Source organism: Synechococcus sp. A15-60, from assembly GCF_014280095.1.
In the GTDB taxonomy this organism is placed as follows: domain Bacteria; phylum Cyanobacteriota; class Cyanobacteriia; order PCC-6307; family Cyanobiaceae; genus Synechococcus_C.
Genome location: NZ_CP047933.1, coordinates 2,472,781 through 2,498,473, shown reverse-complemented (window position 1 = coordinate 2,498,473; position 25,693 = coordinate 2,472,781). Strand labels below are relative to the sequence as shown.

Here is a 25,693-nt window from a genome sequence, read left to right as displayed (position 1 = left end):
TGTGCACCAGCTCTGAGTTGATTTGAACCTCATGTCAAACATTTAGGCGCGAGGTGTGGCGCCAAAACGTTCGATCAGCACTTCGCGTAAGGCGGATTTGATTTCATCCGCCGGGATAGCTTTGCGATGCACTTCACCAAGCGTGGGGTTCGGGCCCTGTGAGCCTCCAAGGGTCATGGTGTAGCCCTCACCCATCACGCCTTCACTGTTTTTCGCTTTCGTTCCGGTCAGTCCAATGGCACCCATGTAGGCCTGACCACAGGTGTTTGGACATCCGGTCCAGTGGATTTTCAGCTCATCTGGGAGCGTTAATTCTTGATCCAGTTCCTGCGCGGCTTGGAGCGCTTGATCCTTGGTATTGGTGAGTGCAAATCCGCAGTAGGTGTTCCCTGTGCAGGAGACGGTTCCCGCGGCGATGTGGCCGGGTTCGAGAGGAAACCGTCCAAGCAGCTCATCGGCTTTGAACGCTTCCAATTTGTCCGCTGGGAGTCCAACCAGAATCACATTCTGATCTTCTGTCAAACGCACTTCGCCGGCGCCGTAATTGAGGCTTGCGGTGGCTAAATCTTGGAGATCTTGCGCTTTAAGCCGTCCGACAGGCACATGAAGTCCCGCGTACGACAATCCGTTTTGCTTTTGCGGATGGATACCATAGTGAGAGCGAGGGGTTGTATCGAAAACAGACCCGGGATCAGGAGTGAGCGGTCCGAACAGCTCTTCAACCTGAGCGCGGAACGTGTCGAAGCCCACCTGATCCAGGTAGAGGCGGAAGCGTCCCTTTGGACGCTTGTCCCGTTCTCCGTTGTCGCGCCAGAGCCGGATCACGGCATCGGTCATCTTGCAGATTTCATCCGGCTTCACCCAGGCATTCAGCGGGATGGCATAGGCATTCATTTGTGAGGAGAGCACCCCGCCGATCCAGACGCCGAATCCCATCACACCGTTGTTTTCCACAGGGTGGAAGACGATGTCGTTGTGCAGTAAGAAATTGTCTTTGGCTCCTGCAACAGCAGTGTTCCATTTTCTGGGCAGGTTGGAATATTCAGGATTTCCCTTGCAGTTGTTGGTCAGGAAGTTCTGGAGTTCTGTCGTGTAAGGACGGGTGTCGACGATCTCTTGGGGATCGATGCCAGCAATGGGGTTGCCGGTGACGTTTCGAGGGTTGTCGAAGCCGGATTGGATGGTGCTCAGACCGGCCTCCTCAAGCCGACGGAGGATTTCAGGCAAATCTCCAAGCAGCACGCCTCGTAACTGCAGGTTCTGGCGGGTTGTGATGTCGCAACTTCCTTCTTCGCCGTATCGCTCAACAATCGAGGCGACCACGCGGAGTTGATCGGCGGACAGCACACCATTTGGAACTCTCAAACGCAGCATGAATTTGCCCGGAGTTTTCGGGCGCCAAAACATGCCGTACCACTTCAGGCGAAGCTGGAGGTCCGTTTCGTCGACCTGCTCCCAGCCCATTTCTGCAAATTTTTCAATCTCGCTGCCCACAAGCAGACCGTCTTTGTCTGCTTTGTTTTGCTCGATCTTGTTGAGCTTCTTGCCATCCAGATAAGGCCTGGAGGGAGAGCTGAGAGTCATGATCTTGATACGGATAGAACGGATTGATCGTTCAAAACCAGCGAGGATCAATCAAAAGGGGTTTTTTAAAACCAGCGCTTCAGAATGAAGGGAGCGCTTGATGAGTATGTCAACAGGTCGGTTGTGCGCCTGTCGGTAGTGGTTCAAACCGTTTTGTCTGTTGATCCTTCACGGCTGTCGAATGGAGCAAACTGTCGCCGTGGCTACATCTGTTGTGCCTGGCTGAGCCGTAGAAGGCTGCCTTCCGCGGCTTCAGTATTGGCGTCCAACTTCGCCAAGCATGCGTACGGCTCCATGACGGAGCATTTGCCAAACGCGCTGCATCGCCGCGAAATCCCGTTCAAGCTCGCTCTGGAACCGAGTGCTGTCGGCACGTCTCGGTTCTCTGCTGGCGTATCTTCCGCGGTCGTCAAAACGTCTCGACCGGTAGCGTTGATCGGTGACTTCTCTGCGGGATCGTCCCTCCAAAGCCGCGCGTTCGGAGTATTGACGTCGGGACATGAAACGAAAAACCTTCAGAATGAGGTGATGTCAGCAGTCGGTTCGGCCATCGATCCGTGGCCATTGCTACGGAATCGAAACTTGCGGTCCGAGCGGGCCATCCGTTTGGTGGTGCATGGTCGCTCGGGGGGTGAGGTGCCCAAGGCGCTGATGGCTCTGAGGCAGGAGCTCCAGCAGCATCGTTCGGCTCCGGTTCAGCTCGAGGTGCTCACGGCCGATTCTCCTCCACCTTGCCCTGACGCGCCGAGCTGGTTGGTGCCGTTGCTGTTATGGCCAGGAGCCCATGCTCGTGATGATGTGCCTGCCATTCGGCGGCGCATGCGTTCAGAAGGTGCTGATGTCACACTCCTTCCGTTTCTAGGGGCCTGGTCTTGGTGGTGGTCGTTGGTGGTAGAGGCTCTCGATCCCTTGCTGACAGGTGAAGTCGTGCTCCTTCACCATCCCCTCCGACCTGGAGTTGCTGACCGTTTTCTCCATCAATTGAGCCGGCGTCTTTCCGTTCCTTTGGTCGCGTCTGACCGGTGGGCGGAGTACCGCCTCCATCACCCTCAAGCCCAGGCACTCCCCCTCGCTCTTGCTCCCAATCGCATGACGGAGACGCTTAGCGAGACTGGAGGTTTGCAACCGCTTCTGCACCATTCCCTGATTCGTCAGGGCCTGATTGATTTGCTGATCGCTCTGCCGTGACCACTGTTCAACAACCTGGAACTGTTTATCTGGTGGGAGCTGGGCCGGGTGATCCTGAACTGCTCACGGTGAAGGCGCATCGCCTGTTGCGCAGTTGTGATGCGCTTGTTTACGACTCACTCGTGCCCGAAGAGGTGCTGGACCTGGTGCCGGAAACCTGTGAGCGCCGGTTTGTGGGGAAACGTCGGGGTCATCATTCCGTTCCCCAGCCCAGCACCAATGCGGTGTTGGTGGAGATGGCCGAGAAGCATGAAACCGTGGTTCGGCTTAAGGGTGGGGATCCTTTTCTGTTCGGTCGAGGTGGCGAGGAAGCGGCTTATTTGGCGCAACGGCAGATCCCTGTGCAGGTGGTTCCTGGAGTGACCGCAGGAATTGCTGCACCGGCCTATGCCGGCATCCCGGTCACCCACCGTCGTGCTGGTTCCTCCGTCACCTTCGTGACCGGTCACGAGGAAATCGACAAGCGGCGCCCTTCTGTGAACTGGCGCTCCCTCGCTGCTGCTAGCGATGGACTGGTGATCTACATGGGTCTGCACAATCTGCCGCGCATTGCGGAAGAGCTGATGGCGGGTGGGCTCGTTCCGGAGACCCCCGTTGCTGTGATTCAGCAGGGAACGGTGGCGGGCCAGCGTTGTCTGAAAGCCACCCTTGCGGATGTTGCTGATCAGACCAGAGCTCAGGAGTTCAAGTCACCGTCCATCGTTGTCGTCGGTGACGTGATCGATCATCAGGTTGAAGCCTGCAAGCCATCGCCTGCTGCGGTCACCATGCCGATTTCATTTTGATCGCAGCCTTACTCCTTGAGTCGTGCCCGTAGCTGCGCCAGGTTGCAGGGTCGAGTTTCAGGATCAAGCTGTGCTCGGATCAACCGTTGCCAAGCTGTGGTGACGGCATCCAGGGACCCCGGCAGCACAAAGATAAAAGTGCCATTGGCCACGCCTGCCAGACAACGGCTTTGCAAGGTGCTGGTGCCGATGCTGTCAAAGGAGATCACACGGAACAGCTCACCAAATCCGTCGATGATTTTGTCCAGCAGAGGTTCAATGGCTTCTGGTGTCCCATCTCGACCGGTCAGGCCTGTCCCGCCGCTGGTGATCACCACGTCAACGGTTGGGTCAGCGATCCATCGGCTGAGTTCCGCCCTGATTTGATAGCGATCGTCCGCACAGAGTGCACGCTCATGGAGTTGATGGCCAGCGTCTGCGATGCTGCGTTGCAGCTGATCGCCGCTGCTGTCCTCGTCGAGAGTGCGTGTGTCGGAAATGGTGAGCAAGGCAATCGCGAGGCCCACGGAACAGCGGCGGTGACCTCGGACGCTAGAACCTCTTCAGCTGCAACGGCCGTGGTGCTGCACGTGTTGCTTTTCGCTTCCCTGCGCGAACGCGCCGGTTGGGCTGAGCGCTCACTCCCGCTGTCGTCAGAGGTGACCACTGCCCGTGAGGTCTGGCACCAGTTGGATCTCGGCTCACTGCAGGGCATCACTGTTGCCGTTAACCAGGAGTTGGTCGAGCTGGATCAGCCTCTGAAGTCCGGTGATGAGTTGGCATTTCTGCCTCCGTTCACTGGAGGTTGAGGGATGAATGGCATTCAGGTTGAAATTCGTTCGACATCTTTTGATCCTTGGCAGGAGCTGATGCGATGGGGCGGCGATCCTGCAGCGGTGGCGGTATTTGTCGGCCGCGTGCGCCCGATCGCACTTCATGGCCAGGTTCTTCAAGCGTTGGAGTTGGAGCACTACCCCGGTTTGTGCGAGCGCCGGCTCACCGCCATGGCAGAGCGGCTGCAGCAGCGTCACAAGGCAGGCGCGATGCTGGTCCTGCATCGGGTGGGGCTGTTGCATCCGGGTGAGCCCATCGTGTTGGTGGCCGTTGAGGCGGATCGTCGGGGGGCAGCCCAGCGCTGTTCTGCGGAGCTTTTGGAGGAGCTCAAACATCACGCGCCGTTCTGGAAGCGGGAGTGGTGCAGTGATCAGGGCACCTGGTTGGTGGAGAACACGCCGCTCTGATGGACGTTGGGGTGGAGCAATCGATAGCCCAGCTGCTTTAACCGGTGGTTGCGGATGCGCCGTCCACTGGATTGCGGTTCAAGCCCTCCTGTCCATTGCACGGGTGAAAGCCCCTGACGCGCCAGGCTCTGTTCCACGAGCTCCCGTACTCGGATGGGCTTGTCATTGACCACATTCACCACACCACTCCACTGCCCATCGACAGCAGCCTCCAGTGCACCGGCGGCATCGTCCACATGCACCCAGTTGGTGAAGGTGTTGCCTTCACCTTGTCGTTCTTGGCCCGCCAAATTTTTGAGACGCTTGTCGAGATCACGTCCAGGTCCATGTAGGGCTCCCAAGCGCAGGATGCAGACCGTCCTGTCGTTGATGGCGCCCAGCAGCTGTTCACTCTCGAGGAGCACGGAGCCATGCCCAGGGCCCGGGCATGCGGGTGTGGTCTCATCCACCCAATTGCCGTTGGCATCGCCATACACCGAGCAGCTGCCTGTGTAGAGGATCTGACGCAGTTGCGGCAGTTGTGGCAACAGCGACCTCAGGCAGCGGAAGCTGTCGACGAAGGTGTGCCGGTAGCCCTCTTCATCCACCTGTTGATTCCCTTTTGGACCAAGGCAGAACACAGCGGTGTGCGTCTTTTGCAGGCTCTTCAGCAATTGCTCAGGATCGGTGGCATCGCAGATCATCACCTCATCAGCCAGATGACTCAGCGCGACCTGCCGCTCTTGCCGTGTGGTGGTCAGGGTCAAGTCCAGCGACGGTCGGCGTGGCTGCAGCCGCCGCGCCAGGGTCTCACCCACATAGCCACAACCAATGATTGTCAGTCCCATCACTGGTGTGAGCAATGGCTCGACCTTAAAGACCTTCGCTTGTTTTCACGGTGACTTCGATGACGGATCAGTGGATGTTGAATCGAAGCAATTTCGCCGGTTGTTGGCAGGGACCTGGCATTTGGTTTGGGCGTGATGGCTCGGATCGGTTGGATTTGACCTCGCCTCAACGGGTCATTGATCCCACGACCTACGTCATTCGATTCAGTGACGCTGATCATGGCGTTTGGGACGGTTCTGGCCTGGCCTTCGCTCCGGGTGGGCAAGCCACCTATGACATCAGCCGGAGCTGTTACAACGCTGGCGGCGGATGCTGGCAGTTTGAGGGCGCCGGCGGTCAATCCAGCCTGCGGCTTGATTTGGCTCGCGGTCGCTTCGGGCACGAGATCAATCTCTTCAGAGGCCGCTCCCGTTCGATGTTGGTGCTGCTCTGGGAGCCGCATGACGACGCTTGGCGTTTGCAGGCTGTGGGAGCGGTGGCCTTTCGCTGTCGCGATGCTGCAGATCTCGAACCTGAGCGTCCCACGTGCGGGACACCCGAGGCGTTGCTGGAACCCTTGCGGGGCTGGTCGGGCTATGCCGAATCACTTCGGCCACAGCCGGGCGTGATGGCACGAGCCAGTGATCCGCAGTCTGTGGTGTTTGAACCAGACCAGCTGCTTCGCCATGACTGCAGTGCAGTGATGCCAGACGGTTTGGCGTTTTCAGTGCCTGAATGTCTACCCGACGCAGCCTTCACGTTGGAGATTGGTGCACGGCTTGGTGCTGATCGGTTTCAGCACGTCAGCATCCGTTTTGATGCCGATGGACGGCTTCTGCGATGGGACCGTTCAAGCTTTCAACCAGCTTCTGTCAGTTGAGGGGGCGGCTCAAAACAGGCGTCCGCGGATGAGTTGGGCCCAAACACGTTCGCCGGGCTTGAGATCGCCTGCATCCGCCGGCAGTTCCAAGAGCAAATCGGCTCCTTGCAGGGAGCCGATGCGTGATGACGCCTGGGAGCCATCCACGCGGGCTGCCAGGGCACCGTCACGGCTGGTTTCTAATCGTGCGCGAGCCAGTTCCGGTCGCCCTGGCCGTCGAGCTAACGGATCGGCAAGTTCGACCTGAATCCGAGGGAATTGTTCCGGTTCGCTTTGGCCTTCTAGCACTTGAAGTGCTGGCCAAAGCAGTTGCAATCCTGTCACTGCGGCTGCCACAGGATTCCCCGGTAAGCCGAAGAAGGGCACGCCATCGCGGAGAGCACCAAAGGCGAAGGGGCGCCCTGGCCGTAGGAACAGTTTCCAGAAGTCCACCGAGCCCAGTTCAGCCATGAGCGGACGAATCCAGTCGCTGTCGCCCGCCGAGACGCCCCCGGTGCTGACCACCACATCGCAGCAGTCGGCGAGGTCACCAAGGGTCACGCGTAAAGCCTCAGGTTGATCGGCCACCACACGGCGCTCATGGACCTCTTGTCCAAGGGTCTGAAGCATCGTCTCCAGCAATGTGCCGTTGCTTTCCCAGATGGTGCCGGGCGGCCTCGGCGCCCCAGGTGGCACCAGTTCATCGCCACTGATCAAAAGGCCAATCCGCGGCCTTCTCCGCACGGTCAGCTGGGCCACGCCACAGCTGGCGAGCCGGGCCAGGTCTGCGGGACCCAGCCGCTGTCCGGTGACCATCAGTGGATCACCAGGCTGACATTCCTCATCTGCCGCGCGGATCCAGGGCCGGTCAGAGGCCTCCTGGTTGAGTTGGATCTGGTTGTTGTTAACGGAGATGAGTTCCTGAGGAAGGACCCAACCAGCGCCCTCTGGAAGCGGTGCCCCCGTCAGAATTCGAATGCACTCACCGGCTGAGAGCTTGTCGTTGAACGGCCGACCTGCGGAAGCGCGTCCCTTCAGCATCCACCGATCGCCCATGGTCGGTGGATGGGTTTGCCCCAGCGCGTAACCGTCCATGATCGAGGCGCGGAACCCAGGGACTGGATCTGTGGCCAACACGGCTTCGGCACTCACACGACCCAAGGCCTCGTTGAGGGGCACGGTGACGCTCTGATTGAGCGGCGTGATGGCTGACAAAACACGTCGTCGCGCTTCATCGAGCGGGAGACCCTCGCGGCCATAGGGCTCAGCAGCTCCAGCTGCCATGGCGACCTCCGTCCTTGTGCAGCAGCTGGATGCCGTTGATGGTCATGCCGGGCTCTATGGATTTCAACATGTCGTAGAGCGTGACCAGGCCGATAGAGACCGCCGTGATCGCTTCCATTTCGACTCCGGTTTGACCTGTGGTGCGGCAGCTTGCCTGCACCTTGAGTCCTGGCAGAGAGGGATCGGGCTCGATGCTGATGTCCATCCCGCTGATCGGCAGCGGGTGACAGAGGGGAATCAGTTCGGATGTGCGCTTCGCCGCTTGGATGGCAGCGATTCGCGCGACGGCCAGCAGGTCACCTTTGGGTGTGTCTCCACTCAGCACAATGTTGAGCGTGGACGGCTGCATCACCAGCATTCCGGCAGCCGTTGCTTCACGTTTGGTGATCGCGCGATCGCCAACCTCCACCATGTGCACCTCACCTTGACCGGTGAGGTGCGAGAGCTCTTCAGCCATGCGTGAACGGGTTGTTGACCGCTCCAGTGTTGATCAGCGCTGGCCGAGCACGGACCACATCGCCGCTTGAGAGGTCACCACTGGTTCCACTTGCTGGGTTGCCGTTGCTGCGGTGGATGACGTGTTGGCTGCCTTTTGGCTCAACACCATCTGCACGGCGAGGGAGGCCACAATAAAGGCGCCAACGAAGCCAGCGGCGACGGTCAGGGGGCTGCGCTGGACCTGGCTTGTGGTGGTGCTGAAGGTCATTGAACGAATGTCTGACGACACTCACTATGGATATGAAATGTACTCATTGCTACCAAAAGCACTGAAATGCTGCAGATTTGACACGCTGCTCTGGTGATTGAGAACGAGTAGACCCGTTGCTAATCCTTCGGATGCCAACCATCCGTGAGCGGATCCCAATAGCAACCCCAAGGTCAGAGCAAAGCGCATGAACGCGTCCAAAGTTGCTACGAGCCTCTTTGTTCGTGGTGCAACTGATGGTCGTTGTTGTCACCGTTTCCAGCTAGAGATAAAAAAATCGTCGCTTTGGCTACCAATGAATTCGCAGCTGGATCAGGCGCGACATTGTTTTGCCTTTGAGCAGGACTTCATCGGATCTTGGCGATGCATTCCTCTCTGCGTTCGCCGCAAGTTGGATTTGGCTGGTGTCAAGCTGAAGTTGAGTCATTGGCTGGCGATGACCCAGGAGCAGCGTCAGCAGCTAGTGGATTGGGGAGATTCACCCGAACACCTCAACCAGATGCGCGAGCATTTGCGTGTCAAGACCGCGACCATGGCGGATGGCGTGGTGAAAGAGTTGCCCCACGCGGTGGATGAGCCCTGGCAGCAACCGAATCATCTGCCGGATCATCTTTCAGACGCAGCGCGGGCGCGTGGTGTGCAGCTCACACTGCAGGCCTGGCAGGCGATGCGGGAGCTCGATCGCTTCGCCCTGTGCAAGCTGGCCAGACCTGGCCACGATCATCACAATCTTGAGGCGGCTTTTACCGAAGTGCTGGGATAAGCAGTCGGCGCAGGCTTTCCAGCCGTCCGGTTTGCTGTTCAGTGGGTTTCCTCACCGACACCGCGGGGGCGACCACGACGGCGGAGGCTTTGAGTTCCGGCTGTTTTGAGATCGGGCAGGATTCCTCATGCATCAGGGTGTTGGCTTCACAGGCTTCGGCCTGTGTAAAGCCCCAGTGCATTGGCAGAAACACAGAGCCGCGGCGAATTCGATCCGTCAGCGTGACGCGGGAGGTCAGGGTTCCGCGACGGGATGTGATCGCGGCCAGTCCGTTGTCTTCGACGCCGTAGACCTTGGCATCCTCGGGATGCATTTCCAGGCGTGGTTGCGGATGCATGTCGTTGAGTCGTTGCACCATGCCTGTGCGGGTCATGGTGTGCCATTGGCCGAGGTAACGGCCCACGGTGAGTACCAGTGGGTAAACATCACAGGGTGGTTCGGCTAGGCCGAGCGGAGCCTCTGATTGGAACCGGGCACGACCACTGGCTGTTGGGAATCGTTTGCCGACGTAAAGACGCTTGGAGGTGCGGGTTGGCTCATGTCCTTTGGGGAAGGGCCATTGCTGCGACCCGTGGGAGTGAAGCAGGCCATGGCTGAGGCCGGAGACATCACAGACGCGGCCTTCGGTGAGAGTTGCGAATTCTGCATAAACCTCCGCTGAGGACGCATACGTGAACTGCTCGGCGAATCCCAGCCGACGTCCAAGTTCAGCGAACACCTCCCAATCAGGACGGCTTTCGCCGTGGCGTGGTCGAAATGACGGGCAGTAGGTGACACGTCGTTCTGAATTGGTCATCGCTCCCGATTTTTCGCTCCACTGCGATGCGGGCAGCAGCAGATGGGCGTAGTGGGAGGTTTCCGTGTCGGCGTAAGCCTCACTGACAACCACGAGCGGACAACGCTGCATGGCGCTTTTCACTCTCTCCAGGTCGGGCATGCTCACCAATGGATTGGTGGCTGCCACCCACCACAGATCGAGCTCGCCCTGCTCCATGGCCTCCACCTGCTGCCAGGCGTTCAGTCCTGGGGCTGCCGCAATGGAGTCTTTGGCGAACCCCCAGGCTTGCTCCACCTCTGCCCTGTGGTCCGGGTTGGTCACCACCCTGTATCCAGGTAGCAGATGTGCCAGTCCTCCGGCTTCACGGCCGCCCATGGCATTGGGTTGACCGGTGAGCGAGAAGGGCCCGGCGCCTGGCTTGCCGATTTCTCCGGTGAGCAGGTGCAGATTGATCAGTCCACTGACCACTGCCGTTCCTTCTCGGCGCTGGTTGACCCCCATCGACCAGAGACTAAGCACACCTTCTTTGCGACTCCATAGTCGGCCGACGGCGCGCAGATCCTGTTCAGTGATTCCGCAGAACTTGGCGGTTTTGCCGGGGGTCCAGGCATTGATGGTCTGGGTGTACGACGCGAAGCCTTCGGTGGCTGCATCGATGAAATCGCTATCAAAGCCGTTGTCTTGGATGACCAGTCGTGCCAGGCCGTGAAGGAGCGCGAGGTCTGTGCCTGGAGCGATCGCTAGATGGTGGTCAGCAATTTTGGTGGTGTCGGTCTTGCGCGGGTCCACCACCACGATGGTGAGCCCTTTTGGGTCACGTTTTTTCCGCTTCAGCAGTCGCTGGAACAACACAGGGTGGCACTCGGCCGTGTTGGTGCCGATGAGGAAGGCCACCGAGCAATGGTCCAGATCTTCGTAGCAACAGGGAGGACCATCCGATCCCAGGCTTCGTGTGTATCCAGCCACCGCGGAGCTCATACACAGCCGCGAGTTGGCATCGAAATTGTTGGTTCCCAGCGCTCCTTTCAGGAGTTTCTGAGCCAGGTAGTAATCCTCGGTATGAAACTGGCCTGACCCATACATGGCGATGGCGTTGGGTCCTTTGCTGGCCAGAGTGCTGCGGATGCGTCCGGTCAGTAGATCAAAAGCGCTGTCCCAGCTAATCGGTTGAAAGTCGTCGTTGAGTGTGGGGCGGTACAGCGGTCGATTTAAACGTCCGCGGGCCAGGGTTTCACCCACCGTGGCGCCTTTGATGCAGACCTGTCCGAGACTGGAAGGGTGTTGGCGGTCGCCGCGTGCGGCCCACATGGGATTGCCTTCAGCATCGCGCTTCACGGATTTGCCTGCCTCGCCCGGAGGCAGCAGTTCCAGGCCGCAGCCCACGCCGCAGTAAGGACATTGGCTTGTGGGGTTAGCTCTGGAATCAGTCACATCCGGAGAGGCAGAAATTCAAAAACCCGGGGGAAGTCCCCCGGGCATTCGGATGGCAGTCGAACTGCAAACTCCGATCAGAAGTGGATTTTGATCCTTAGGCGACCGCTTCTGCCGTTTCGCCTTCATGCAGATCCGCAAAGGAACCTTTGGGTTCCTTGAGGAAGAAGTAGCAGAAGAAAGCAACGATCAGGCCAGCGATTCCAAGAATCTGGAAGAAGCGGCTGTTGGAGTTGGCGATCACCGTCGGATCGGGCTCGGCACCACCACCCATCCACATGGGCAGGAGGCTGAAGATGGTGAGGTAAGTCACGGCACCAACGTTGCCGTAGGCACCGACGAGACCTGCCACCTGTCCGGTGACGCGGCGCTTCACCAGAGGCACCAAAGCGAAGGTTGCACCCTCGCCGGATTGCACGAAGAAAGAGGCGAGCATGGTGATCACCACAGCCACGAAGATTCCAGATGTGCCGGAGAACGTGCCGGGTTTGATCATGCTCATCACCAGATAGCCGATTCCAAGGCCAGCGGTGAGGAAGGCCATGGTGTTTTTGCGGCTGCCGACCTTGTCGGAGATCAATCCGCCGGCGGGACGAGCCACCAGATTCACGAACGCGAAACAGGAAGCGAGGATGCCCGCGGTTGCCTTCGGTAAATCGAAGGTGGTTTCGAAGAAGGTGGGAAGCATCGACACCACAGCAAGCTCGGAGCCGAAGTTCACGATGTAGGTGAGCTCAAGAATGGCCACCTGGCGGAATTCATAGCGATCTTCCTTGGGGTACACCTTGTTGCCGAGGATCAATTCTCGGTTGGTGCGGATGATTCCCCAGGTTTGGAAGATGAACCAAAGGGCAACAGCTCCGAGAGCCAATGGGTAGGTGCTGGCAGTCAGGAAACCAACCTTTTGCAGGCGCCAGCAGAGCACGGCCAGGATGGCTGCGAAAGGAACGTTCATTCCCAGCAGTCCCCAGAAGTCACGCATGGAAGTGACTTCTGGGGACTGCTGTCCTCTCGGGGCGCTGGTACACCTTTCCAGGAGGAGTGTCGGTGACGCTGAAGAAGTAAAAGACTCCGTAAATGGCGGAAATAATGCCGCTCAGGGCGATGGCACCACGCCAATTGAGAATCGCGCCGGTGGGCAGTTCGAAACCGCCGGAGAAGGACAGGAAGCCAGCGATGGCCACCATGGTGAGGGCAGAGAAGGCAGAGCCGAAGTTGCCCCAGCCGCCGTAGATGCCTTCAGCCAGGCCGATTTCCTTGGGCGGGAACCACTCAGCCACCATGCGGATGCCGATCACGAAGCCCGCACCAACGATGGAGAGGAGCAGACGAGCCACCACCAGGGAATTGAAATCCTGGGCTGCGGCAAACAGCAAACAGGGAATGGCTGAGAAGACCAGAATCGAGGAATACGTAATTCTTGGCCCAAATTTGTCGAGCAGCATGCCGATCAGCACGCGTGCGGGAATGGTGAGAGCCACGTTGCAGATGGCCACCGTGCGGATTTGACCCACCGTCAGGTCAAGGTCTGCTTTCACGGTGGTGGCCAGAGGAGCCAGATTGAACCAGACCACGAAGGTCAGGAAAAAGGCGATCCAGGTGAGATGAAGAGTTCGGTATCTCCCCTGGAACGACCAGAGTTCGCCAAGCATGGGGTTTGTTTGGGATGGAGAGTCAAACCCCGGCGTCGAAACGAAGGCGCCCAGGATTTCAAAATGCGGCGCTCATGCAGACCGCCGGATAATTGCACCATTCGGTGGGCACGTGATTCGTTGCATTGGCTACCGAAATCCCCCACTCGGGGGTCTGGCGGCTGAAAGTTCAGCATTGCTACGCATTGATTGGTAGCGGTTGTTACGTGTATTGGCCGGTCTTTAATTAACTGGCGTTCTGAGGGTCCTGTGAGCTCGCGATCGCTCAGAGCAGTGGTGTTTGCCGGCGGTGCTAGTCGTCGGATGGGAACCGACAAAGCATTGATCACCACTGCGGACGGATCCACCTGGTTGGAGCGGCAGGTGCGGCTGTTGCGTTCCCTCGGGCTTGAGGTGTGTGTCATGAGTGCTCATGCCAACCATCGACGCTGTCTGTCCGGTTGGCTCGGGGTCACGGTGCATGCCGAACCATGGAGCCCCGCAGGGCCTCTTCGTGCGCTCAGTTGCCTGCTGAATGCCGATGAGACCCAGGCTCTGCTGACCTCGCCGGTGGACATGCCTGCGTTGCAGATTGAGGCGTTGCAAGCGCTTTTGGACGCTTGGCGTCGGAATGAATCGCGAGCGCTGGTGGCCGACGATGGTCAACGTCTTCAGCCTTTGCTGGGCATCTACCCGTGTAGTGCCATCAATCGCGCGGCGCTGGATGCTGAATTGTGTGATGGACAGGCGCGATGGCTTGGCTGGCTGCAGCGGATTGATTACGACAGCCTGCAACTGCCTGCGCAGCAGCTCAGCAATGTGAATGATCCAACCGATCTGGCAGCGTTGGTTGGATGACTTGCGCATCTCCAGTGTCGACGCTTGATCAATGGACCAGGCCGCTGGGGGTGCTGAGGCTCTCACTGACCGCCCGTTGCAATTTGGCGTGTCCCTATTGCTGTCCGGATTCCGCCGATCCTCCGGGAACGTTGACGCTGGATCAGCAGTTGCGTTTGATCCGCGTTGCGGCTCGCCTCGGTGTGCGCACCCTTCGCCTCACCGGTGGTGAACCCCTGCTTAGTGATCGGTTGATGCCATTGTTGGCCGGGGTTGCCGACGGCAGATGCACCCCTGGCGATCCTCTGGTTGGTTTGCGTGACGTGGCGCTCACCACCAATGGGGTGTTGCTGTCCGAGGGGCGCGCCAGGGCTTTGAAGAACACAGGCCTGGATCGCATCACCGTGAGTTTGGATGCTGTTGACGGCGCCGTGGCAGCAACGATGGCCGGACTGCGTGGCGGACGGAGTGCCGGTGATGGATTGGTGCAGACGACCACTGGCTGGTGGGAATCGGTTGCCGACGTAAAGACGCTTGGCGGCTTCGAGTTGCGTTTCAGCGTTTGCAGATCGGTTTGAACATAGATTGGTGCAGCAAGTGCTGGCTGGTCTGGTCGCTGCACGAGCTGCTGGGTTCGATCCAGCTGCAGGTGACCTCAAGCTCAATGCGGTGATTCAACGGGGTGTGAACGACGATCAGTTGATCCCCCTGGCGGAGCTGGCGCGCAGTCAGAGGATGGAATTGCGCCTGATCGAATACATGGATGTGGGCAATCGCAATGGCTGGCGAATGGATCAGGTGCTGCCGGCTGAGGTGATGGTGCAGCGCATTGCTGAGCATTGGCCCCTCAGATCACTGGGTCGGAACCCTGGAGGCACTGCTCGGCGTTGGCGTTATCACGATGAAGTGAGTGACGTTGGTGTGGTTGCTTCCATCAGTGAGCCGTTCTGCGGTGATTGCAACCGTCTACGCATTACGGCCGATGGTCAGGCTTTTACTTGTTTGTTCGCTGCCCAAGGAACTGATTTGACCCCTGCCATGGGGTCCGATCAGGAGTTGGAGCATGCCATTCGTTCTCTCTGGCAGAAACGATCTGATCGCTACAGCGAGGAGCGCCATTGCACGGCTGATTCTCTCCCTCGAGCAGAAATGGCCTATCTGGGCGGTTGAATTAATTGAATCAATGTCCCATGTGTAAGTCGTTAGCTTGTTCCGCGTAGGCCTCACCAGAGATAGGCTGGGGATCTTGCAGATTGACGGTCCATTCAAGGCTGGTCCCCTTGATTGCGAATCCTGGCAATTCAAGGTTAATGCCTTCAATAATTAGTTCCTGTAAAAAGCCGTCTTGAACTCCTTGATTGACGCCTTGTAATGCCGAAATTTCGAGTCTTGCGAAGGTATTGTCATTGGGAGCACCTGAGCTGTCCACTACCAGTTCACTGCCTCCCTGCAGATTGGTGAGCGGGATGAATGCGGCTTCGTCTTTGTCGAGATAAAAACTGATAGTCCGACCCAACAGTGGATCGATTGTGATATCACCCCAAAACAACAATTGCACATCATCGAGATAGACGGTCCCAATACCAGTTATGGGATCGACACTTCCACCAATCATGCCTATTTCAGCCTCTACTTTTCCAGAAAGTTCTACTAAGCCAATAGCAAGATTCTGAGTAAAATTTTGCTCGGCTTGAGGGCAGATGAATGAAAGTACTTTACCGCTTTCGTCTAATCCGAGGCTTACAATGGCTTCCCCAAATTCCATGGTACCTGGCCTTGGGAAACCTGGAAAAAATTCTTCGGGCGTATAAGTGAATGTTACGTCTTGAGCTATCGATTGGAGCGTTACATCATTGTCTCTTGTGTGGTTGGGAATTAGGGAGCGTTGTACTGGTGGGATCTTGTTTTGGAAGCTTAAGGAGAATATTTTTGGACTGTATGTCAATGGATAGATTTCACGAACGCTTTGTGTCTGGTTTGCATAAGCACTTTCCAACAGTTGCTGTTGTGATGTAAGCATCGGGAGAATAAATCTGGTTTAAATTTACTGCCTCACAACTGGTTGTCACGTGTTTGGCGGCTTCGAGTTGCGTTTCAGCGTTTGCAGATCGGTTTGAACATGGATTGGTGCAGCAAGTGCTGGCTGGTCTGGTCGCTGCACGAGCTGCTGGGTTCGATCCAGCTGCAGGTGACCTCAAGCTCAATGCGGTGATTCAACGGGGTGTGAACGACGATCAGTTGATCCCCCTGGCGGAGCTGGCGCGCAGTCAGAGGATGGAATTGCGCCTGATCGAATACATGGATGTGGGCAATCGCAATGGCTGGCGAATGGATCAGGTGCTGCCGGCTGAGGTGATGGTGCAGCGCATTGCTGAGCATTGGCCCCTCAGATCACTGGGTCGGAACCCTGGAGGCACTGCTCGGCGTTGGCGTTATCACGATGAAGTGAGTGACGTTGGTGTGGTTGCTTCCATCAGTGAGCCGTTCTGCGGTGATTGCAACCGTCTACGCATTACGGCCGATGGTCAGGCTTTTACTTGTTTGTTCGCTGCCCAAGGAACTGATTTGACCCCTGCCATGGGGTCCGATCAGGAGTTGGAGCATGCCATTCGTTCTCTCTGGCAGAAACGATCTGATCGCTACAGCGAGGAGCGCCATTGCACGGCTGATTCTCTCCCTCGAGCAGAAATGGCCTATCTGGGTGGTTGAACCGTCGTCGATATCACCGTTTCTAAGCGAAAAGCTCGGTACAAACGTCTGAGAGTTCGGGCCGTCCTTCGGCCCATTGGTGATGTTCGAACTGTTGTCATACGAGCGCTTTCGCGACACGCCATCAGTTCGGTTTTTCGATGTGACGGTTGGTACATCGAACGCTCGTGATCTGGTCATTCACTCCGGCCCGGCCGTGAGTCCTCCGAACGATCCTGATTCCGGTGCGTGGCAGTTTTACTTGCATCCCCATCAAGAAGACAATCTCCTCGCCGCTAGCGGTGGCCGCACCTTTTATTTGGTCAACCTGGCTTGGGAACAGCCTTTCCATATCGTGCGGCTGGAAAGCGGTGGAGACATCCTCCGCATTCCACCGGGCACGTTCCATCGTTCGATTTCTGATCCCGATGGATCAGTGGTTCTGAATCAAGCCGTGCGCGAATCAGGAGTGTCTTTGTTGCGTGAATTCCGCGTGTACAACAGCGCTCGCATTCCTGCTCTGATGGCCGCCACGGTCAGCACGGCGATGAAGCCGCGGCTCCATGGTGTTGAACCATTGCTTCAAGCGGCATGAACGACGGCTGGTGCACAATCGCTGAGCTCGTTTTCCTCGACAGTGATCGACCAACTGAGTTCACTGGGTGTATCAGGTGGGCCACTGAAACTGCCGCTCACTGCTGCAGTGAGTTCGGGTTTGGATGATGTGGCCAGAACCACGTAGCGCTGTGTCACTTCTCCGCCCGCGCTGGGATCAAAGCCTCGCCAGCCGGCGCCAGGGAGGTAGACCTCGGCCCAGGCGTGCAGGTCGTACTGATCGGGTGCTGGTTCCAGTAGCTGATACCCGCTGACGAATCGGGCCGGCAAGCCCACCACGCGACAACTAGCCACCATCAGCATGGCCAGGTCACGGCAGGATCCGATCCGTTCTCGCAGGGTGCGGCCCGCTGGCCAGGCCGGCCCCACATGGCGTTGGGTGTATTTGACCCGCTCCTGAATCAAGGCCATGAGCTGCTTGAGAAATGCCAGCGTGTGTTGGTTGCTCCCCATGAGTGCTTCTTGGGTGAGATCGATCACCGAAGGTTCGTGTTGTCCATTCGGCAGCCAGCTTTCCAGTGCTCCTTGAAGGTCAACATTCAGTTGGCCGCGCGGGTAAGGCAAGGGAACTTCCAGCCCGTTAAAGCAGGTTTCCAGAGCTGGTGCAGGGCGCGTTTCCACCAGGCTGCAAGCTTCAAAGCAGAGCTGATCGGTGCAACCGAGAAAGATCAGTCGCTGAATTTCATCACCACTAGCGGCCAGCAGTTCTCGCCGTTGATGGGGCTCTGGTGTCACGCTGAGCTGATGCTCGATCAGGGTCTGAAAGCCCTGGGCCCGTGGTTTGAGGCAGAGGCGGTGTTCCCCAAGGCTCACCGCTGCCGCGTATTGATAGGTCAGGCGGTGAAGGATTCGGGCGCGCATAGAACTTCGGTTGGGGTGGAATGCAGCTCAGTGCTGGTGAAATAGCGGCTCTGAATCAGGTTGTGCAAACGATTGAGATCTTGTTGCAGTCCATCGATCGCTTCATGAAGACCGCCCTCAATCAAGCTGTCGATGCGCACGTAGCTCCATCGCGCCAGTAGCTGACCGCGCAGGCAGTCGAGGTCATCGGGTGCTGCCTGAACGGGCTGGGTCTGGATCTGCTTCAGGGTGTCATTGATCCCCTGCAGGCAGTAACGCACAGAGCGTGGAAAGATGGGATCGAGCAAGAGAAATCCTGCAACGGAGACGGGATTGATGGCCTGCTGCATGCTCTGCCGATACATCTGGTAAGCACCGGCTGTTCGCAACAAAGCGATCCACTGCAGTTCATCGAGCACCCCGCCCACCTCTTCCGGTGCTGGAAGCAGCAGGTAGTACTTCACATCCAGGATTCGTGAGGTTTTGTCCGCCCGTTCGATCAGGCGGCCCAGTTGGCTGAACAGCCAGCTCAGATCACGGCTGAGTGTGGTGTCAGTAATGCCGTAAAAGATTTGACATTCACGTCGGATGATGCGCAGTCGCTCCTGTGTGGGTTCCTGCCAGATCGCTTCCCCGTCTTGAAGGCTCCAGTGCAGATCATTGATCTGTTCCCACATCTCTGTTGTGATCACGTCCCGGATCTGCCGAGCGTTTTCGCGAGCCATGCTGATGCAGCTCACGATGCTGTTGGGGTTCTCGCGATCCAGGAGCAGGAAGCGGCTCACATCGCGCGGTTGTCCAGCCGGATAGTTTTGATCGAAGCTGTGGCGGTCACCAGTCGCATCCACGAGTGGTAGCCAGGGCTCAGCGCTCCCCGGCGGGCAATCCAAGGCCATCGCCTCACTCACCTCCAGGAAGCGGGAAATATTTTCGGCACGTTCGAGATAGCGGTTGATCCAGTAGAGGGAGTCGGCGACCCGGCTCAGCACGGCACGGCCTCCATCGGATGCGTTGCGCTCACCTGTTGTTCATCGACAATCCAGGTGTCTTTGCAGCCACCACCTTGAGAGGAGTTCACCACGAGTGAGCCGCGTTTGAGAGCGACCCTGGTCAGGCCGCCGGGGCTAACCCAGCTGCTTTTGCCTCGGAGTACGTAGGGCCTCAGGTCCACATGGCAGGGGTAAAGCTCCCCGTCACTGAGGGCAGGAACAGTGGAAAGCTGAAGGGTCGGCTGGGCGATGAAGTTGCGCGGATTGGCACGAATCCTGGAGTCGAAGTCGGCGATCTCCGTGCGGCTGGCCTGAGGTCCGATCAGCATTCCGTAGCCTCCTGCTTCAGCAACTGACTTCACCACCAGCTGTTCAAGGTTCTCCAGCACATAGGCGCGGTCGTCGGGCCGAGCACAGAGGTAGGTGGGAACGTTCTCGATGATCGGTTCTTCACTGAGGTAGTAGCGGATCATCGTCGGCACGTGGGCGTAGATCAATTTGTCGTCCGCGATGCCGGTTCCAGGAGCATTGGCAATGGCGACGCGTCCCCGACGAAGCACATCGATGAGGCCAGGAACGCCGAGCATCGAGTCGCTGCGAAACACGGTCGGGTCGAGGAAGTCATCGTCGATGCGCCGGTAGATCACATCCACAGGAGTGCGTCCATTGGTGCTTTGCATCCAGGTGCGGCCGTCCACACAGATCAGATCCCGGCCTTCCACCAGGGGAATGCCCATCTGTTGCGCCAAGTAGCTGTGTTCGAAATAAGCGCTGTTGAACACCCCTGGCGTCAGGATCACGACCCGTGGTGCATCACTCCATGGCGCCAGATCCTGCAGCGTGCGCAGCAGATGGGAGGGATAATCATCGATCGGTTGGACGGTGCGTCCCGCAAACAAACTGGGGAACAACCGTTTCATCACCCGCCGGTTCTCCAAGAAGTAGGCCACGCCGGAGGGACAACGCAGGTTGTCTTCCAAAACGCGCCAGGTGCCCTGCCCATCACGGATTAAATCCAGTCCGGAGATATGGCACCAACGATTCAGCGGCAGGTTGATTCCTTGCATTTGTGGTCTCCATCCCGAGGAGCTTTCCACGTCTTCCCTGGGAATCACCTTGTCGTTGAGGATGGTCTGGGGGCCATAGATGTCGGCCAGAAAGCAATCAATCGCTTCCAGCCGCTGCAGCAGCCCTTGCTCCAGGCGCTGCCACTGGCCGCGGCTGATCAATCGTGGCAGTGGATCGAAGGGAAGGATGCGTTCACTGCCGTTGAGTCCGGAATCATTCAGCCGGAAGGTGGCTCCCAGTCGACGCAGAAGGTTGCTCGCAGAGGCATGGTTGCGGTTCAGTTCCTGCAATCCCATCTGGCCGAGAGATGTGAGCAGAGGGGCGAGGTCGTCCCTAGGCGATTCCGTAATGCTGCAAAAATATTCGTCGTAGCCGACTGAGGGTTTGTAGTCGGTGAACATCCCGAAACCATGGTGTAATGGCATCCAAAACCTCGGCCTGTCACCTGTCTGGTTGTGGTTGCTACACATTCCGCAATTTGACTCGGGAATGCGTGGGGGCTTGGTGTTTTGCGTAGTCCCGAGCACCGGAATCGCTTGAAGTCCTAGGTCTCGCGTGCGGTGTTTGCTTATCTGATGGGCGAAGCCAACACCATCTCTCGTCTTGGATGAACTGCTCTGGGCGCGCTTGATCTTCGCCCTTGGCGCACTGGTCACAGGTTCAACTGTGGTGATGATCGTGCGCGGCCACCTGGATTGGCGTGATCGGGGGGCTGACTGATGGCTGGTACCACTCCGTTCTTGGCCCCTGGAATCGCCTGGGCTTTGGTGGTTCTGTTTTCTGTGCTCTGGGTCGCCCTGGGTGTGGCCTGGGGGCGACGTGGCAAGGGTGATGCTGACGATTACATGCTGGCCGGCCGCAACATCGGTCTGGCCTTGAGCACGGCCACGTTGATGGCCTCCTGGGTGACCGGCAACACCACCCTTCTAGCCCCGGAATTTGGCTACAGAACGGGCCTCTGGGGCATGTTCAGCTACGGCTTGGCCGGATTGGGATTGATTTTGTTTGCGCCATTGGCGCTGCGGATCAAGCAGCTCATGCCCCACGGCCGCACCAGTGGAGACTTCATTCGCTTGCGCTATGGCCGGTTGGCCTGGTGGGTGTTCATGGTGATCACGGCCATCTACACCCTGGGTTTTCTGATGACCCAGGCGATGGGTGCTGGTCTGTTGTTGCAGGCGCTTTCAGGGTTTGACTACCACGTCGGCATGGTGGTTGTGATTGGCGTCGCGACCCTTTACACCCTCTATGGCGGCATGCGTGCGGTGATCGGCACGGACTTCATTCAGTCGTTGCTGATCATGGTGTTGTTGGCGGTGGTGGCTGTGCTGGCGTTTCGCCAGTCGCCGATGCCGGAGGTGCATGCAGCTCTGGTGAACCAGCACCCAGATCGTCTGGATCTGCTGCTGCCTGCGGGCCTGCTGCTCGCCTGGAATTCAGCTTTGTTCTCGATGGGGGAGGTGTTTCATAACAACATCTGGTGGTCTCGGGTGTTTGCCAGTCGCCGAGGCGTGGTGATGACGTCGTTCGTTCTGGGGGGCCTCGCCTGGATGAGCGTTCCCTTGGTGACCGGTTCCATTGGCCTTGTGGCCCTAGCCCGTGATCTGCCTCTGCAGCAGGTGAACATGGTGTTTCCTGTGATGGCCGCTGATCTTCTGGGTGCCGGTGGTGCAGCGCTGGTGTTTGTGGTCGTGTTTGCCTCGCTCACCTCCACCTTGGATTCGCTGCTCGCCTCCACAGCTGATCTTTTGGCAGAAGATGTCTATTTCCGCCTGCTGCAGCCCCAGGCCAGTGATGCACAGCTCAAACAAGCGGCACGGATGATGGTGGTGGGACTGGCTGTGGTGACCCTGGCCTTGTCTTGGCCTCAGCTCGATTCATTGGCCTCCGTGTTGTTGTTCACGGGGTCCTTGGTGGCGTCCACCGTCTGGCCTGTGGCCTGTGGTTTGTACTGGCGCTCTGCTAGCCGTGGCGCTGCCATCTTGGCGATGCTCAGCGGAAGCCTGGTGGGCCTGGCCGCTTATGTGTTGATTGAGCCCTACTGCGCTGCGGTGTTCTCAGCTGCCATTTCTGCTCTCGTGATGCTGGTGGGCAGCCACCTTTGGCCGGAACGGTTTGATTTCGCACTCTTGAAGGAGGACCCATGATCACTTCCTTGTTTTCGGTGGTGCTTGGCCTGAAGGGGTTTGAGTTGGTGTTACTGGGTAGCCAGCTGGCGCTGGTGCTGTCAGTGGTGGTCTTGCTGCTGATCTGGTGGCTTGAGTATCGAAACGGACGAGTTTGGTAGTTATTAAGACTGAATTCTGAATCAGTTCCAAAGATCTCCCAGATTTACTGGCTTCGGCGTCCCCTGTTGCTAGAGGGTGATTTGAATCACATGGATGGCGCTGCTCAAGTTCCGTTTCATCGGGATTGCGCCTAGGAGCCTCGATGTTGAATACCAAGCAAGTTGCCCTGGAGGTTGAGGAGGCGCCCATGCGATTCGCGCCCCTTGGCCCAGACGTCTACGGCCGTACGCACCCCCAGTCGCTGCTGACCTGCATTGAGGAGGAGGCGGAACCCCTGCTCGACCTCGTGGATCAGCACGTGGTCTCGATCCAGTCGTTTCGTCCGCAAACGCTGCTGCAGTTGTTTCGATTGGCGGCGAAGTACGAGAGCAATCCCGAGCGCTACATCACGCACAACATGCCGCTGCAGGGCAAGATCTTGATCAACGCCTTCTATGAGCCCAGCACGCGCACTCGGTTGTCGTTCGACAGTGCTTGGCATCGGCTCGGTGGCAGCTCCATCAACATCACGGATCGCTCCACCACGGGGATTGCTAAAGGCGAATCGCTTGAGGATGTGGCGCACATGTTCAACAACTACGGCGACTGCGTGGTGTTGCGGGACAGCGATCCCGGAGCGGTTTACGCCATGTCGCAAACCCTGCGCATTCCAATCATCAATGCCGGGAATGGCCTGGATGAGCACCCGACGCAGGCGATGGCGGATCTCTTCACGATTTTCAAGTGGCGTCCGAGCCTGGCCCAGCCCATCGTTTCAGCGGACCAGAGAATCAGGATCGGCGTGATCGGTGTGCCGTCCAGGATGCGCACGGTGCGTTCGCTACTCAGGATTCTGGCCAAGTTCCCTCAGATCGTTGAGGAGGTCGTGGTGATTCATCACGCTGAGGCGGATCCTGAAGACACGTTGTTTGATGCCGGTCAGTGTGAGGAGCTCCAGGAGGCTGGTCTCAACTTGCGTTGCAGCACAGACTTACTCACGGAATTGCCACATTTGGATGTCACCTACATCAATGCCATCGCCTGGGTGGGCGACAGTTTTGAGGTGCATGGATCGCAGTTCCGGTTGACCAAGGATCTCCCCTACAAAGACGGCTCCATTGTTTTGCATCCGCTGGCTCGGGGAGCCGAACTGAGCACCTGCGTGGATGAGACACCTCACAACTGGTATTTCAGCCAGGCCCGAGGTGCGGTGTTTCTGCGTATGGCTCTCCTCACCTGCATGGTGAACCGGGCTGACCGGGTCATGGACGTCGTCTGAATCAGGGTTATGTGCGGTATCGGAGGTGTGTTTAACGCTGATCGTGACCAGACGGTCGATCGGCAGTTGCTGGTCAACATGGCAGCGATCCAAGCCCATCGCGGGCCGGATGGCTTCGGGGTGGAGTGTCTCGATCAGGCAGGGGTTGGTTTCTGCCATGCCCGGCTGTCGATCATTGATCTCAATGAGTCAAGAGCGCGGCAGCCGTTTCTTACCGATGACGGTGAGGTGTTGATGGCCCACAACGGCGAGTTCTATGACTTTCAGCGCATTCGCGCCGATCTCACCGCTCAGGGAGTTCGTTTCAGCAGCAAGAGCGATTCCGAGATTCTGCTGCGGCTTTATCAGCGCCAGGGCTTGAACGCGACCTTGCCCTTGCTACGAGGGGAATTCGCTTTCGCTCTGTTTGATCGCGAGGAGGATTGCCTCTATCTAGTGCGGGATCGTTTTGGGATCAAACCCCAGTACTGGGCCATGACATCCGAGGGATTGGTGTTCGGGTCGGAGCTCAAGGTGTTGTTCGCCCATCCTGCGGTGGAGCGACGTTTCACCTCGGAAGGCTTGTTCCATCAGCTGATGCAAACGATGGTGCCGGGCACCACTGCCTTTGCAGGGGTTCACCAGGTGAAGCCTGGGCACGTGCTGAAGGTGCAGCGTGCCCAGGGTCAGCTCGAGGTGTCCGAGTGGTCGTATTGGGATCTGAACTTTCCGCGCAAGGATGAGCGCGATCAAAGCCTGAGCGAGGCTGATCATGTTGCGGCCGTGCGCGCAGCGCTGCTGGAGGCCGTCGAACTGCGCATGGTTGCTGATGTGCCGGTCGGTTGTTACCTCTCCGGCGGGATCGACAGTTGTTCGATTCTTGGTCTGGCTTCTGCAGTGAGTCAGTCCCCAGTGCGGGCCTTCACCATCGGCTTTGATGATGCCCGATATGACGAATCACCGATCGCTCAGGAAATGGCGGAAGCCACGGGAGCGGAGCAGGATGTGATGCGCCTGTCAGGACGTGAGCTCTATGGATTCATGGAGCGCACCCTTTGGCATGCGGAGCGCACGATTTACAACACCCTGGCGGTGGCCAAATATCTGATGAGTCGCCACGTCAACAACGTTGACTACAAGGTGGTGATGACGGGTGAAGGCTCCGACGAGTTGTTCGGTGGCTACCCCGCGTTCCGCCGCGACATGTTCCTGCACGGTCTTGATGATCTGCCGGAGGAGGAACGCAGCAGCTGGGAGTCGCTTTTGCAGCAGTCGAATGCTCTGGTTCAGGGGGCGATGTTGGCCGCCGATCAAGTGGATGATCCTGCTTTGGAGGATGTGGTGGGTTTCACACCGAGTTGCCTGCAACCCTGGCTTGCCTGTGCCCCTCTCGTGCCGGCATTGCTGGCGGACTCTCATCGCCAGGCGGTCGAGGGGTACTCGCCTGGCCAGGCGATCGCCGATCAGCTCGATCCCGATCAACTTGAGGGTCGCCATGCCTTGGACAAGGCCCAGTACGTCTGGATCAAAACCATGCTTGAGGGTCAGATCTTGACCTGGGGTGGTGATCGTGTCGATATGGCGAATTCGATGGAAGCCCGTCCGGCTTTTTTGGACCACCACCTCGCCGCCGCCGCGGTGCGGGTTCCGCCAGAGTTGCGAATCAAAGGCAAAACAGAGAAATACGTGTTGCGGGAAGCGATGGCTGGGCTGCTACCCGAGGTGCTCTACAAGCGTGAGAAGTTTGCCTTCATGGCGCCCCCTGCCCACACGGAGCCGGAGAAGTGGGCGCAGATGAAACAGTTGGCGGATGACTATCTCAGTGATGAAGCGATTGATGCCGCTGGACTGTTGAGCAAAGACGGCGTACGGGCTCTCTTTGATCGCCATGACCACCCGCAGACCACGGATTCCGAGCGTGTTCAGATGGACGCTGTGATCAACCACCTGCTGGGAGTGCAGATGTTGCACCGCATGTTCGTGGCTGCTGATGTTCCCGCTTTGGCACGAGAGGAGGCGGAGCGGTTGGGATGGCGTGTCTTGATGCCCGTTTGAATTCTTTGATCAGGGTTAAACAGTTGCATTGACGACAGGA

24 protein-coding genes and 3 pseudogenes are annotated in these 25,693 nt (G+C 58.2%); 14 read left to right on the top strand and 13 right to left on the bottom strand.

What is annotated here, in order from left to right; translation table 11 throughout:
• Positions 1 to 42: 42 nt before the first annotated feature.
• Both SynA1560_RS13450 and SynA1560_RS13445 read right to left on the bottom strand, forming a co-directional pair.
• Positions 43 to 1,584, bottom strand: a complete 1,542-nt coding sequence (locus tag SynA1560_RS13450) for a ferredoxin--nitrite reductase (RefSeq protein ID WP_186500793.1) — start codon at positions 1,582 to 1,584, stop codon at positions 43 to 45.
• 252 nt (positions 1,585 to 1,836) lie between these two features.
• Positions 1,837 to 2,085: a hypothetical protein gene (locus tag SynA1560_RS13445; protein WP_255476989.1), complete on the bottom strand. Its 249-nt coding sequence runs from the start codon at positions 2,083 to 2,085 to the stop codon at positions 1,837 to 1,839.
• Between the two features lie 81 nt (positions 2,086 to 2,166).
• Between SynA1560_RS13445 and SynA1560_RS13440 the strand changes: the two genes are divergently transcribed.
• Entirely contained in the window at positions 2,167 to 2,772 is a 606-nt protein-coding gene (locus SynA1560_RS13440; RefSeq protein WP_370523166.1) for a DNA mismatch repair protein MutS, read from the top strand.
• Complete coding sequence (cobA, locus tag SynA1560_RS13435) at positions 2,769 to 3,557, top strand: uroporphyrinogen-III C-methyltransferase (RefSeq protein WP_186500792.1); 789 nt, start codon at positions 2,769 to 2,771, stop codon at positions 3,555 to 3,557. Before SynA1560_RS13440 ends, cobA begins: the two co-directional genes overlap by 4 nt.
• A gap of 8 nt (positions 3,558 to 3,565) precedes the next feature.
• Here cobA and moaB read toward each other — a convergent pair whose 3' ends face one another.
• Positions 3,566 to 4,063 carry a molybdenum cofactor biosynthesis protein B gene (moaB, locus tag SynA1560_RS13430; protein WP_186500791.1) on the bottom strand — a complete coding sequence of 166 codons (498 nt, stop codon included), beginning with the start codon at positions 4,061 to 4,063 and terminating at the stop codon, positions 3,566 to 3,568.
• Between the two features lie 12 nt (positions 4,064 to 4,075).
• Here moaB and SynA1560_RS13425 point away from each other — a divergent pair, with 12 nt between their 5' ends.
• Positions 4,076 to 4,345: a MoaD/ThiS family protein gene (locus SynA1560_RS13425; protein ID WP_255476988.1), complete on the top strand. Its 270-nt coding sequence runs from the start codon at positions 4,076 to 4,078 to the stop codon at positions 4,343 to 4,345.
• Between the two features lie 3 nt (positions 4,346 to 4,348).
• Positions 4,349 to 4,777 (top strand): molybdenum cofactor biosynthesis protein MoaE, encoded by a 429-nt coding sequence (locus SynA1560_RS13420; RefSeq protein ID WP_186469711.1) that lies wholly within the window; start codon positions 4,349 to 4,351, stop codon positions 4,775 to 4,777.
• Here the strand turns inward: SynA1560_RS13420 and SynA1560_RS13415 are convergent.
• On the bottom strand, positions 4,741 to 5,604 hold the full coding sequence (locus SynA1560_RS13415; RefSeq protein ID WP_186500789.1) for an NAD-dependent epimerase/dehydratase family protein: 864 nt from the start codon (positions 5,602 to 5,604) through the stop codon (positions 4,741 to 4,743). The genes SynA1560_RS13420 and SynA1560_RS13415 overlap by 37 nt on opposite strands.
• Before the next feature lie 149 nt (positions 5,605 to 5,753).
• Here SynA1560_RS13415 and SynA1560_RS13410 point away from each other — a divergent pair, with 149 nt between their 5' ends.
• Positions 5,754 to 6,464: a hypothetical protein gene (locus SynA1560_RS13410; protein ID WP_255476987.1), complete on the top strand. Its 711-nt coding sequence runs from the start codon at positions 5,754 to 5,756 to the stop codon at positions 6,462 to 6,464.
• A gap of 9 nt (positions 6,465 to 6,473) precedes the next feature.
• Here the strand turns inward: SynA1560_RS13410 and glp are convergent, their stop codons facing one another.
• From glp to SynA1560_RS13395, 3 genes are read right to left on the bottom strand one after another with little or no spacing between them, the layout of a single operon-like run.
• Positions 6,474 to 7,727 carry a gephyrin-like molybdotransferase Glp gene (gene glp, locus SynA1560_RS13405; RefSeq protein ID WP_186500787.1) on the bottom strand — a complete coding sequence of 418 codons (1,254 nt, stop codon included), beginning with the start codon at positions 7,725 to 7,727 and terminating at the stop codon, positions 6,474 to 6,476.
• Positions 7,708 to 8,184 carry a cyclic pyranopterin monophosphate synthase MoaC gene (gene moaC / locus SynA1560_RS13400; RefSeq protein WP_186469707.1) on the bottom strand — a complete coding sequence of 159 codons (477 nt, stop codon included), beginning with the start codon at positions 8,182 to 8,184 and terminating at the stop codon, positions 7,708 to 7,710. The genes glp and moaC overlap by 20 nt, the downstream gene beginning before the upstream one ends.
• Positions 8,185 to 8,217: 33 nt before the next feature.
• Positions 8,218 to 8,433, bottom strand: coding sequence for a hypothetical protein (locus tag SynA1560_RS13395; protein WP_186469706.1), 216 nt, complete (start codon positions 8,431 to 8,433; stop codon positions 8,218 to 8,220).
• 295 nt (positions 8,434 to 8,728) lie between these two features.
• On the opposite strand from SynA1560_RS13395, the gene SynA1560_RS13390 reads away from it, so the two are divergent.
• Positions 8,729 to 9,196: a nitrate reductase associated protein gene (locus tag SynA1560_RS13390; protein ID WP_186469705.1), complete on the top strand. Its 468-nt coding sequence runs from the start codon at positions 8,729 to 8,731 to the stop codon at positions 9,194 to 9,196.
• Here SynA1560_RS13390 and SynA1560_RS13385 read toward each other — a convergent pair.
• Both SynA1560_RS13385 and SynA1560_RS13380 read right to left on the bottom strand, forming a co-directional pair.
• Complete coding sequence (locus SynA1560_RS13385) at positions 9,177 to 11,405, bottom strand: molybdopterin oxidoreductase family protein (RefSeq protein WP_186469704.1); 2,229 nt, start codon at positions 11,403 to 11,405, stop codon at positions 9,177 to 9,179. The genes SynA1560_RS13390 and SynA1560_RS13385 overlap by 20 nt on opposite strands.
• Before the next feature lie 97 nt (positions 11,406 to 11,502).
• A pseudogene (locus SynA1560_RS13380) lies at positions 11,503 to 13,057 on the bottom strand (MFS transporter).
• 249 nt (positions 13,058 to 13,306) lie between these two features.
• Here SynA1560_RS13380 and SynA1560_RS13375 point away from each other — a divergent pair.
• Both SynA1560_RS13375 and SynA1560_RS13995 read left to right on the top strand, forming a co-directional pair.
• Positions 13,307 to 13,894: a molybdenum cofactor guanylyltransferase gene (locus SynA1560_RS13375; RefSeq protein WP_255476986.1), complete on the top strand. Its 588-nt coding sequence runs from the start codon at positions 13,307 to 13,309 to the stop codon at positions 13,892 to 13,894.
• Positions 13,891 to 15,043, top strand: a pseudogene (locus SynA1560_RS13995) (GTP 3',8-cyclase MoaA). Before SynA1560_RS13375 ends, SynA1560_RS13995 begins: the two are co-directional and overlap by 4 nt.
• 10 nt (positions 15,044 to 15,053) lie before the next feature.
• On the opposite strand, the gene SynA1560_RS13360 reads toward SynA1560_RS13995, so the two are convergent.
• Positions 15,054 to 15,893: a hypothetical protein gene (locus SynA1560_RS13360; protein WP_186500784.1), complete on the bottom strand. Its 840-nt coding sequence runs from the start codon at positions 15,891 to 15,893 to the stop codon at positions 15,054 to 15,056.
• 104 nt (positions 15,894 to 15,997) lie between these two features.
• Here SynA1560_RS13360 and SynA1560_RS13355 point away from each other — a divergent pair.
• Positions 15,998 to 16,582, top strand: a pseudogene (locus SynA1560_RS13355) (cyclic pyranopterin phosphate synthase MoaA); the annotation flags it as partial.
• 82 nt (positions 16,583 to 16,664) lie between these two features.
• Complete coding sequence (locus SynA1560_RS13350) at positions 16,665 to 17,156, top strand: redox protein (RefSeq protein WP_186500783.1); 492 nt, start codon at positions 16,665 to 16,667, stop codon at positions 17,154 to 17,156.
• Here SynA1560_RS13350 and SynA1560_RS13345 read toward each other — a convergent pair.
• The 3 genes from SynA1560_RS13345 to SynA1560_RS13335 are packed head-to-tail and all read right to left on the bottom strand — an operon-like array spanning position 17,144 to position 20,474.
• Positions 17,144 to 18,037, bottom strand: a complete 894-nt coding sequence (locus tag SynA1560_RS13345; protein ID WP_186500782.1) for a transglutaminase family protein — start codon at positions 18,035 to 18,037, stop codon at positions 17,144 to 17,146. The genes SynA1560_RS13350 and SynA1560_RS13345 overlap by 13 nt on opposite strands.
• Complete coding sequence (locus SynA1560_RS13340; protein ID WP_186469698.1) at positions 18,010 to 19,005, bottom strand: alpha-E domain-containing protein; 996 nt, start codon at positions 19,003 to 19,005, stop codon at positions 18,010 to 18,012. Before SynA1560_RS13340 ends, SynA1560_RS13345 begins: the two co-directional genes overlap by 28 nt.
• Positions 18,999 to 20,474 carry a circularly permuted type 2 ATP-grasp protein gene (locus SynA1560_RS13335; RefSeq protein WP_186501696.1) on the bottom strand — a complete coding sequence of 492 codons (1,476 nt, stop codon included), beginning with the start codon at positions 20,472 to 20,474 and terminating at the stop codon, positions 18,999 to 19,001. The genes SynA1560_RS13340 and SynA1560_RS13335 overlap by 7 nt, the downstream gene beginning before the upstream one ends.
• A 318-nt stretch (positions 20,475 to 20,792) precedes the next feature.
• On the opposite strand from SynA1560_RS13335, the gene SynA1560_RS13330 reads away from it, so the two are divergent.
• The 4 genes from SynA1560_RS13330 to asnB all read left to right on the top strand — a co-directional run bounded on the left by SynA1560_RS13330 (position 20,793) and on the right by asnB (position 25,653).
• Positions 20,793 to 22,220, top strand: coding sequence for a sodium:solute symporter family protein (locus tag SynA1560_RS13330; protein WP_186500781.1), 1,428 nt, complete (start codon positions 20,793 to 20,795; stop codon positions 22,218 to 22,220).
• Positions 22,217 to 22,360, top strand: a complete 144-nt coding sequence (locus SynA1560_RS13325; protein ID WP_186469696.1) for a hypothetical protein — start codon at positions 22,217 to 22,219, stop codon at positions 22,358 to 22,360. The genes SynA1560_RS13330 and SynA1560_RS13325 overlap by 4 nt, the downstream gene beginning before the upstream one ends.
• Before the next feature lie 188 nt (positions 22,361 to 22,548).
• On the top strand, positions 22,549 to 23,619 hold the full coding sequence (locus SynA1560_RS13320) for an aspartate carbamoyltransferase (RefSeq protein WP_222930016.1): 1,071 nt from the start codon (positions 22,549 to 22,551) through the stop codon (positions 23,617 to 23,619).
• Between the two features lie 9 nt (positions 23,620 to 23,628).
• A complete protein-coding gene (gene asnB / locus SynA1560_RS13315) occupies positions 23,629 to 25,653 on the top strand; it encodes an asparagine synthase (glutamine-hydrolyzing) (RefSeq protein WP_186469694.1) in 2,025 nt (674 codons plus the stop codon).
• Positions 25,654 to 25,693: the final 40 nt, after the last annotated feature.

Bases quoted from the DNA above. Each gene is read 5' to 3' on its own strand.
- SynA1560_RS13450 (WP_186500793.1), bottom strand. From the start codon at position 1,584: ATGACTCTCAGCTCTCCCTCCAGGCCTTATCTGGATGGCAAGAAGCTC.
- SynA1560_RS13445 (WP_255476989.1), bottom strand. From the start codon at position 2,085: ATGTCCCGACGTCAATACTCCGAACGCGCGGCTTTGGAGGGACGATCC.
- SynA1560_RS13420 (WP_186469711.1), top strand. From the start codon at position 4,349: ATGAATGGCATTCAGGTTGAAATTCGTTCGACATCTTTTGATCCTTGG.
- SynA1560_RS13415 (WP_186500789.1), bottom strand. From the start codon at position 5,604: ATGGGACTGACAATCATTGGTTGTGGCTATGTGGGTGAGACCCTGGCG.
- glp (WP_186500787.1), bottom strand. From the start codon at position 7,727: ATGGCAGCTGGAGCTGCTGAGCCCTATGGCCGCGAGGGTCTCCCGCTC.
- moaC (WP_186469707.1), bottom strand. From the start codon at position 8,184: ATGGCTGAAGAGCTCTCGCACCTCACCGGTCAAGGTGAGGTGCACATG.
- SynA1560_RS13395 (WP_186469706.1), bottom strand. From the start codon at position 8,433: ATGACCTTCAGCACCACCACAAGCCAGGTCCAGCGCAGCCCCCTGACC.
- SynA1560_RS13390 (WP_186469705.1), top strand. From the start codon at position 8,729: ATGAATTCGCAGCTGGATCAGGCGCGACATTGTTTTGCCTTTGAGCAG.
- SynA1560_RS13360 (WP_186500784.1), bottom strand. From the start codon at position 15,893: ATGCTTACATCACAACAGCAACTGTTGGAAAGTGCTTATGCAAACCAG.
- SynA1560_RS13350 (WP_186500783.1), top strand. From the start codon at position 16,665: ATGTTCGAACTGTTGTCATACGAGCGCTTTCGCGACACGCCATCAGTT.
- SynA1560_RS13345 (WP_186500782.1), bottom strand. From the start codon at position 18,037: ATGCGCGCCCGAATCCTTCACCGCCTGACCTATCAATACGCGGCAGCG.
- SynA1560_RS13335 (WP_186501696.1), bottom strand. From the start codon at position 20,474: ATGTTCACCGACTACAAACCCTCAGTCGGCTACGACGAATATTTTTGC.
- SynA1560_RS13330 (WP_186500781.1), top strand. From the start codon at position 20,793: ATGGCTGGTACCACTCCGTTCTTGGCCCCTGGAATCGCCTGGGCTTTG.
- SynA1560_RS13325 (WP_186469696.1), top strand. From the start codon at position 22,217: ATGATCACTTCCTTGTTTTCGGTGGTGCTTGGCCTGAAGGGGTTTGAG.
- SynA1560_RS13320 (WP_222930016.1), top strand. From the start codon at position 22,549: ATGCGATTCGCGCCCCTTGGCCCAGACGTCTACGGCCGTACGCACCCC.
- asnB (WP_186469694.1), top strand. From the start codon at position 23,629: ATGTGCGGTATCGGAGGTGTGTTTAACGCTGATCGTGACCAGACGGTC.